This window comes from Synechococcus sp. CS-1329, assembly GCF_025128055.1.
Lineage (GTDB): Bacteria > Cyanobacteriota > Cyanobacteriia > PCC-6307 > Cyanobiaceae > Regnicoccus_A.
The window spans coordinates 1-6,642 of sequence record NZ_JAHLYS010000011.1 but is presented as its reverse complement, the minus strand read 5'-3'; the positions used below and the strand labels follow the sequence as shown (position 1 = coordinate 6,642).

7 protein-coding genes are annotated in these 6,642 nt (G+C 65.2%); 4 read left to right on the top strand and 3 right to left on the bottom strand.

Going from position 1 to position 6,642, the window contains the following annotated elements; genetic code table 11:
- The first annotated feature begins 243 nt into the window (after positions 1-243).
- Entirely contained in the window at positions 244-1,695 is a 1,452-nt protein-coding gene (locus KQ304_RS01475; RefSeq protein WP_259735357.1) for a glycoside hydrolase 100 family protein, read from the top strand.
- 84 nt (positions 1,696-1,779) lie between these two features.
- On the opposite strand, the gene petD is transcribed toward KQ304_RS01475, so the two are convergent.
- Both petD and petB read right to left on the bottom strand, forming a co-directional pair.
- Positions 1,780-2,262: a cytochrome b6-f complex subunit IV gene (gene petD, locus KQ304_RS01470; RefSeq protein WP_094555178.1), complete on the bottom strand. Its 483-nt coding sequence runs from the start codon at positions 2,260-2,262 to the stop codon at positions 1,780-1,782.
- A gap of 68 nt (positions 2,263-2,330) precedes the next feature.
- On the bottom strand, positions 2,331-3,005 hold the full coding sequence (gene petB / locus KQ304_RS01465) for a cytochrome b6 (RefSeq protein ID WP_259735356.1): 675 nt from the start codon (positions 3,003-3,005) through the stop codon (positions 2,331-2,333).
- Between the two features lie 82 nt (positions 3,006-3,087).
- Between petB and ctpZ the strand changes: the two genes are divergently transcribed.
- Genes ctpZ through minC form a run of 3 tightly spaced genes read left to right on the top strand, consistent with a single transcriptional unit; the run spans position 3,088 to position 6,325 of the window.
- Positions 3,088-4,350 (top strand): carboxyl-terminal processing protease CtpZ, encoded by a 1,263-nt coding sequence (gene ctpZ / locus KQ304_RS01460; RefSeq protein ID WP_259735355.1) that lies wholly within the window; start codon positions 3,088-3,090, stop codon positions 4,348-4,350.
- Positions 4,347-5,618 carry an HD domain-containing protein gene (locus KQ304_RS01455; RefSeq protein WP_259735354.1) on the top strand — a complete coding sequence of 424 codons (1,272 nt, stop codon included), beginning with the start codon at positions 4,347-4,349 and terminating at the stop codon, positions 5,616-5,618. Before ctpZ ends, KQ304_RS01455 begins: the two co-directional genes overlap by 4 nt.
- Before the next feature lie 23 nt (positions 5,619-5,641).
- Positions 5,642-6,325 (top strand): septum site-determining protein MinC, encoded by a 684-nt coding sequence (gene minC, locus KQ304_RS01450; RefSeq protein ID WP_259735353.1) that lies wholly within the window; start codon positions 5,642-5,644, stop codon positions 6,323-6,325.
- On the opposite strand, the gene KQ304_RS01445 is transcribed toward minC, so the two are convergent.
- Complete coding sequence (locus tag KQ304_RS01445) at positions 6,315-6,569, bottom strand: hypothetical protein (RefSeq protein WP_399228092.1); 255 nt, start codon at positions 6,567-6,569, stop codon at positions 6,315-6,317. The genes minC and KQ304_RS01445 overlap by 11 nt on opposite strands.
- Between the last annotated feature and the right edge of the window lie 73 nt (positions 6,570-6,642).

Below are 6,642 nucleotides of genomic sequence, written 5' to 3'. Positions count from 1 at the left end.
CCGGTGGCTCGCGGTGGTCTCCCGACCGCTTTTGAAACTTACAACACCGTTGGCCGGCTTCCGCCTTCCTCAGTTGTGTAAGCCCTGCAGCGCCCGCCTTCCGGCTCACGCGCAGTCCAAAAACATACCACAGAACCAGCCACTGGCTCTGCAATCAGGACCCAAGCAGCCGTCATGCGGCCCAGAACGCTTGTCCTGCCTATGGTTTTGCTGGCACCGGACCCGTTGAACAGGAGTCAAGGCTTGGCGACACATTTCAGCCAGGAGCGGCTTCGTGTCCGCCCCAGCTCCCGGGAAGATGCCGTGGTGGCCAGTGCCCGAGAGAAATTTGAGCGCACCCTGGTGTCGGTGCAGGGCTCCCTTGTGGGATCGGTGGCCGCTCTGGAGCATCCCCGCAGTCACGACGCCCTCAATTACGGGGAAGTGTTCCTGCGCGACAACGTCCCGGTGATGATCCACCTGCTGCTGGAGGGACGCTTTGACATTGTTCGTCACTTTCTGAGCGTCTGCCTCGACCTGCAGAGCAGCACCTACCAGACCCGCGGTGTCTTCCCCACCAGCTTCATCGAAGAAAATGGCCGGCTGCTGGCCGACTACGGCCAACGCTCGATCGGACGAATCACCTCGGTGGACGCCAGCCTGTGGTGGCCGATCCTCTGTTGGGCCTACGTCAAACGCAGCCAGGACTGGGAGTTTGGCGCCAGCCAGAAAGTGCAACGGGGCGTGCAGTTGCTGCTGGATCTGGTGATGCACCCCACCTTTGAAGGCACGCCGGTGCTGTTCGTTCCTGACTGCTCCTTCATGATCGATCGTCCGATGGACGTGTGGGGAGCCCCTCTGGAGGTGGAAGTGCTCCTGTTCGGCTGCCTGCGCAGTTGCGGCCATCTGATGGAAATCGCCAAGCGCGACCGCAGCAGCCGCCTACTGGAGCAGCGACTCGAGCTCACCCGCCAGTGGATCCACGACCTGCGCTCCTTCCTGCTCAAGCACTACTGGGTCACCAGCAAGACAATGCAGGTGCTGCGTCGCCGCCCCACCGAGCAATACGGCGACCATCAGCAGGAGAACGAGTTCAACGTGCAGCCTCAGGTGATTCCCGACTGGCTACAGGACTGGTTGGAAGATCGCGGCGGTTACCTGATCGGCAACATCCGCACGGGCCGTCCGGATTTCCGCTTCTACAGCCTGGGCAATTCCCTGGCCTGTCTGTTCGGTCTGCTGGCCGCACCGCAGCAGCGGGCCCTGTTCCGTCTGGTGCTGCACAACCGCAGCCACCTGATGGCCCAGATGCCGATGCGCATCTGCCATCCCCCGATGGAGGCGGCCGAGTGGATGAACAAGACCGGTTCAGATCCCAAAAACTGGCCTTGGAGCTACCACAACGGCGGTCACTGGCCCTGCCTGCTCTGGTCGTTCGGTGGGGCCATCCTTCAGCACGAGCAGCGGCACCCCCAGGCGGATGTGCTGCTGATGGGGCAGGCCAAGGCCATGCTCGAGGAGTGCTACTGGTCGCAGCTGAATCAGTTGCCGCGCCAGCAGTGGGCCGAATACTTCGATGGGCCCACCGGCACCTGGGTGGGGCAGCAGTCCCGTACCTACCAGACCTGGACCATTGTGGGCTTTCTGCTGCTGCATCATCTGCTGCGGGTCAATCCCGCCGATGTGTCGGTGCTCTCGCTCGACGGGCCGCCATAAAAAAAGCCGCCGTGGTCAACGGCGGCTGAAACATTGGAGCGACCAGGCAGCGGTTCAGGCTGCGGCCTGGTCGGTGCGATCCATTCAGAACAGACCCAAGGTGAGTGACTTGTCGATGGGCAGAGCAGCGCCGATGCCCAGATATATCGTGAACACCGTTCCAAACAGGAAGGCGGCCATGGCCACGGGCCTGCGGAAGGGGTTCTGGAACTTGTTGAAGCTCTCAATGAAGGGGATGAGCATCAGACCGAGGGGAACCATCGTCTGCAGGGCGATGCCGAGCAGCTTGTTGGGCACCACCCGCAGAATCTGAAAAACGGGGTAGAGATACCACTCGGGCAGGATCTCCAGCGGTGTGGCGAAGGGATCAGCCTTGTCGCCAAGCATGGCTGGATCCAGCACCGCCAGACCGACCACCAAGGCGATGGTGCCGAGGATCACCACCGGGAAGATATAGAGGAGATCGTTGGGCCAGGCGGGCTCACCGTAATAGTTGTGACCCATGCCCTTGGCCAGCTTGGCCCGCAGGCTGGGATCGCTGAGATCAGGCTTCTTGAGGATGTGCATCGCAGGCACCGAGGAGTGGAGAGAGGGGTGAGGTAGCTGAATCAGTTGATCGCGGCTGCAGCTTCAGATCACAAAGGACCGGAAATGCCTTGCTTGCGGATCATCAGGAAGTGGACGAGCATGAACACGGCCAGCAGCCAGGGCATCACAAAGGTGTGCAGGCTGTAGAAGCGGGTCAGAGTGGACTGACCGACACTCTCACCACCGCGCAGCAGTTCAACCATGAAATCGCCGACCACCGGAACAGCGGCGGGAACGCCCGAGACGATCTTGACGGCCCAATAGCCGACCTGATCCCAGGGAAGGGAGTAGCCGGTGACACCGAAAGCAACGGTGATGACGGCCATCACCACGCCGGTGACCCAGGTGAGCTCGCGGGGACGCTTGAAGCCGCCGGTGAGATACACGCGGAAGACGTGCAGGATCAGCATAAGCACCATCATGCTGGCGCTCCAACGGTGCACCGAACGGATCAGCCAGCCGAAGCTGACGTCAGTCATGAGGTACTGAACCGAGGAGTAGGCCTCAGCCACCGTGGGCTTGTAGTAGAAGGTCATCGCAAATCCAGTGGCAAACTGGATCAGGAAGCAGACCAGTGTGATGCCACCGAGGCAATAGAAGATGTTGACGTGGGGCGGCACGTACTTTGAGGAGATGTCGTCCGCAATCGCCTGGAGTTCCAGGCGCTCCTCGAACCAGTCGAAAACGGGAGACGACTTGGCGGCGGGAGACGAGTTCGCCATGCAGTGCTGGGTTGGGGTTGCGAGAGTCTACCGATAGCCGCCCATCGGTCGTGATTGCCGCCCCGTGCCCCGTTTGCCAGCGATGAGCCTGCCCAAGACCCCCACCAAGCCGCCCCTCAGCTGGCGCAACAGAGCAGTGGCGCTAGCCCTGCTGCTCTGCCTCGGGTTGGGCCTGGGGCTGCTGCAGCCCAGGCCTGCACTGGCCCTCAGCGATGCCCAGCAACTGGTGGTGGAGGCCTGGCGGCTGGTGAACCAGAGCTATGTCGACCCCACACGTTTTGAAATCGTTCACTGGCGTCGCCTGCGCCAGAAAGCCCTGGAACAGCCGATCGAAACCAGCGCCCAGGCCTATGACGCGATCGCTGCGATGCTCGAGCCCATCGGCGATCCCTACACCCGTGTGCTGCGCCCGGCCGACTACGGAGCCCTGCGTGCCACAACTGAGGGAAGCGTCAGCGGCGTCGGCCTGCAGCTGAGCCTCGCTGAAGACGGGCAGGGGATCGTGGTGATCGCACCGCTGGATGGATCACCGGCCGCCGAAGCCGGCATCAGCTCGGGCAGCGAAGTGCTGGAGGTGGAGGGCGAACCATGCCGGATCCTGGGGCTGGAGGCCACGGCAGCGCGCCTGAGGGGCCTCGCCGGCACCAGCGTTCAGGTGCTGATCCAGCCCCCCGACCCCCAGGCTGAGCCCAGGTCGGTACTGCTCAGGCGGGAGCGGGTGGAGTTGCAACCCGTGCGCTCCAGGCTGCTCAAACGCGGAGGCCATCTCCTTGGCCTGCTGCGCATCACCCAGTTCAGCGAGCCGGTTCCCGCTGGGGTGCGGGAGACCCTCCAGGCTTTCGCTCAGGAGGGCGTGGAGGGGGTGATTCTCGATCTGCGCAACAACTCCGGTGGTCTTGTCGAGGGGGGAGTGGCTGTGGCCAATGCCTTTCTCGCCGCCCAGCCAATCGTGGAAACCGTGAACCGCGAGGGATTGAGTGAGCTCAGGCAGGCCGCGGCCGGCCAGCTGTACGGCGGCCCGATGGTCACCCTGGTGAATGGGGGCACCGCCAGCGCCAGTGAGATCCTGGCGGGAGCCCTCCAGGACGACGGCCGCTCCCCCCTGCTAGGCAGCCGCACCTTCGGCAAGGGGCTGATCCAGACACTGATCAACCTGGGGGACGGCAGCGGTCTGGCCGTGACCGTGGCCCGGTACGTGACCCCCAGCGGCCGTGACATCCAGAACCAGGGCATCGCACCTAATCGGCTGCTGCCCGAGCCGGAGCCCCTCAATCCCGGCGGGGATGATGACTCCTGGCTGGAGCTGGCCGTCGAGCAGCTGCTGCAGGAGCTCCCCAAGGCATGAGCCAGCGCACTTATCACGATCCCTTGCACGGCGCGATCCGGCTGGAGCGCAACGATCCAGCCGAAGGCCTGGCCATGGAGCTGATCGACACGGCCCCCTTCCAGCGTCTGCGCCGGATCCGTCAGCTGGGGCCGGCGTTTCTCACCTTTCATGGGGCCGAGTCCAGCCGCTTCACCCATTCGCTGGGGGTGCTGCATCTGGCGCGGCTGGCCCTGCACGAGCTGGAGCGCCAGGTCCCGCAGCTGGCACAAGACCAGGGGGTGCTCTACGCCGCGGCCCTGCTGCACGACGTGGGACACGCCCCGCTCAGCCACTCAGGCGAGGAGATGTACGGGCTGCGCCATGAAACCTGGTCGGCCCGATTGGTGCGGGAGCACCCCGCCCTGCGGGAGCCCCTCGAGCGCCATGCCCCCGGCAGTGCCGATGCCGTGGCCGACCTGCTGGAGCACGGCCATCACCGGCAGCCGGCGCTGGCCTCCCTGGTGAGTGGCCAGCTCGATTGCGACCGGCTCGATTACCTGTTGCGGGACAGCCACAGCACCGGCACCCGCTATGGCCAGCTGGACCTGGAGCGGATCCTGGGGGCTCTGACCGTGGCTCCCGACGGCAGCCTGGCGCTGCACCCGAAGGGACTGATGGCGGTGGAGCACTACCTGGTGGTGCGCAGCTTGATGTACCGCAGCCTCTACAACCACCGGCTCAATGTGGTCTGCAACTGGTTGCTCACCCAGGCGATCCAGCTGGCCCGCCGCCTCGGGCCCGAAGGCGGCGTCGACGCCGACGAGGTGATGGCCGCATGGCTGTGGCGCCCTGGGAGTCTCGAGCTGGAGACCTACCTGGCCAACGACGACCTGCGTACGGGGTACCACCTGGTGCGCTGGCGGGAGGCGGGGCCCACTGACCTGCAGGAGCTCTGCGGGCGCCTGCTGGATCGGCGTCTGCTGCGGGCCAGTGACGTCAGCCATCTGGAGGCCGGGGGGCGGCTGGAGCTGCTGGCCCTGGCCCAGCGACTGAGCGAGGCGGCCGGGTTGAAGCCCAGCCTGTGCTGCGCCCTGCAACAGCGCCAGAATCGTGGGTATGACCCTTATAAAGGTGGCCTGCGGCTCTGGGATGGGGAATCGCTGGCGGCCCTGGAGGAGCGATCCCCCCTGGTGGCCAGCCTGGTGAAGCCGGTGGAGCTGGCCTGGTTGATCCACCCCCCCGAGGTGAGTGAACCCCTGCGGCAGAGGGCCAGGGCCCTGCGGGGCAGGGACCATGGCGCTGCCTAAGTTGGGCTCCTTCGCATGTGGCGATGGCTGCTGAGTTCGTGCCTGCCGCCCGCAGGCCCCTGCCCCATCAGCTGCTGCTGCCTGAACCTGGGCCCGGGTCTGACCCTTTGCCGGAGCAGCTGAAGCGGTGCCTCGACGGGCTGAGCAGCGGCGGGGCCCTGTTGCTCCAGAGCGGCGACTGGCTCCTGACGGTGACCGATCTGCGCGCCCTTGAGCGCCAGCTGGCCGCCCACCAGCTCCAGCTGATCGGCGTGGCTGGCCGCCAGTCCCTCACCCTCGCAGCCGCGGCGGCCATCGGCCTGGCCACAGAGCTACAGCCGCCAAGCCCTCCAGAAGTCAGTGCTGATTCACACCCCGACCCTGATCTGGTGATTCAGAGGGGCACCCTGCGCTCCGGCGACCACCTTCAGGTGGAGGGCACGGCCCTGGTGCTCGGAGATGTCAACCCAGGCGCCCGCGTGAGCGCTGGCGGGCATGTGCTCGTGTGGGGCCGGTTGCGGGGGGTGGCCCATGCCGGCTGCCACGGTGATTCAGAGGCCAGGATCGTGGCGCTGCAATTGCGGCCGCTGCAGCTGCGCATCGCCGAGGTGATCGCCAGGGGGCCGGAGGGTTCACCTCCGCAAGGCTTCTGCGAACAGGCCCGCCTGGTGGATGGGGTTATACAGATTGATCCAGCCGAACCATGCTGGCCCCCCTTCAGCGGTTGATCACCCCAAACCCTCCCAGTAACCCGGCCACAGCCATGAACCACAGCGGCGAAATGTGGGTGCGCAACATCAAAACGCACACTGCGATTGACACCGCATAGGCCGGCAGACCGTGGTTGGAGGTCTTAAGGATCTTCACCCCCACCGCGAACAGGATCCCCAGAGTGATCGGCCCCACCCCCTGCGTCAGGAAAGTTGTCCGCTCGGTCTGACCCATCCACCAGGGGGCCAAACCGACGACCATGAAACCGACCTATGACACCGCTGTGCGGGACCAAGTCCGCCAGCGCATGAGCCCGCCAAACCGGGAGAGCGTG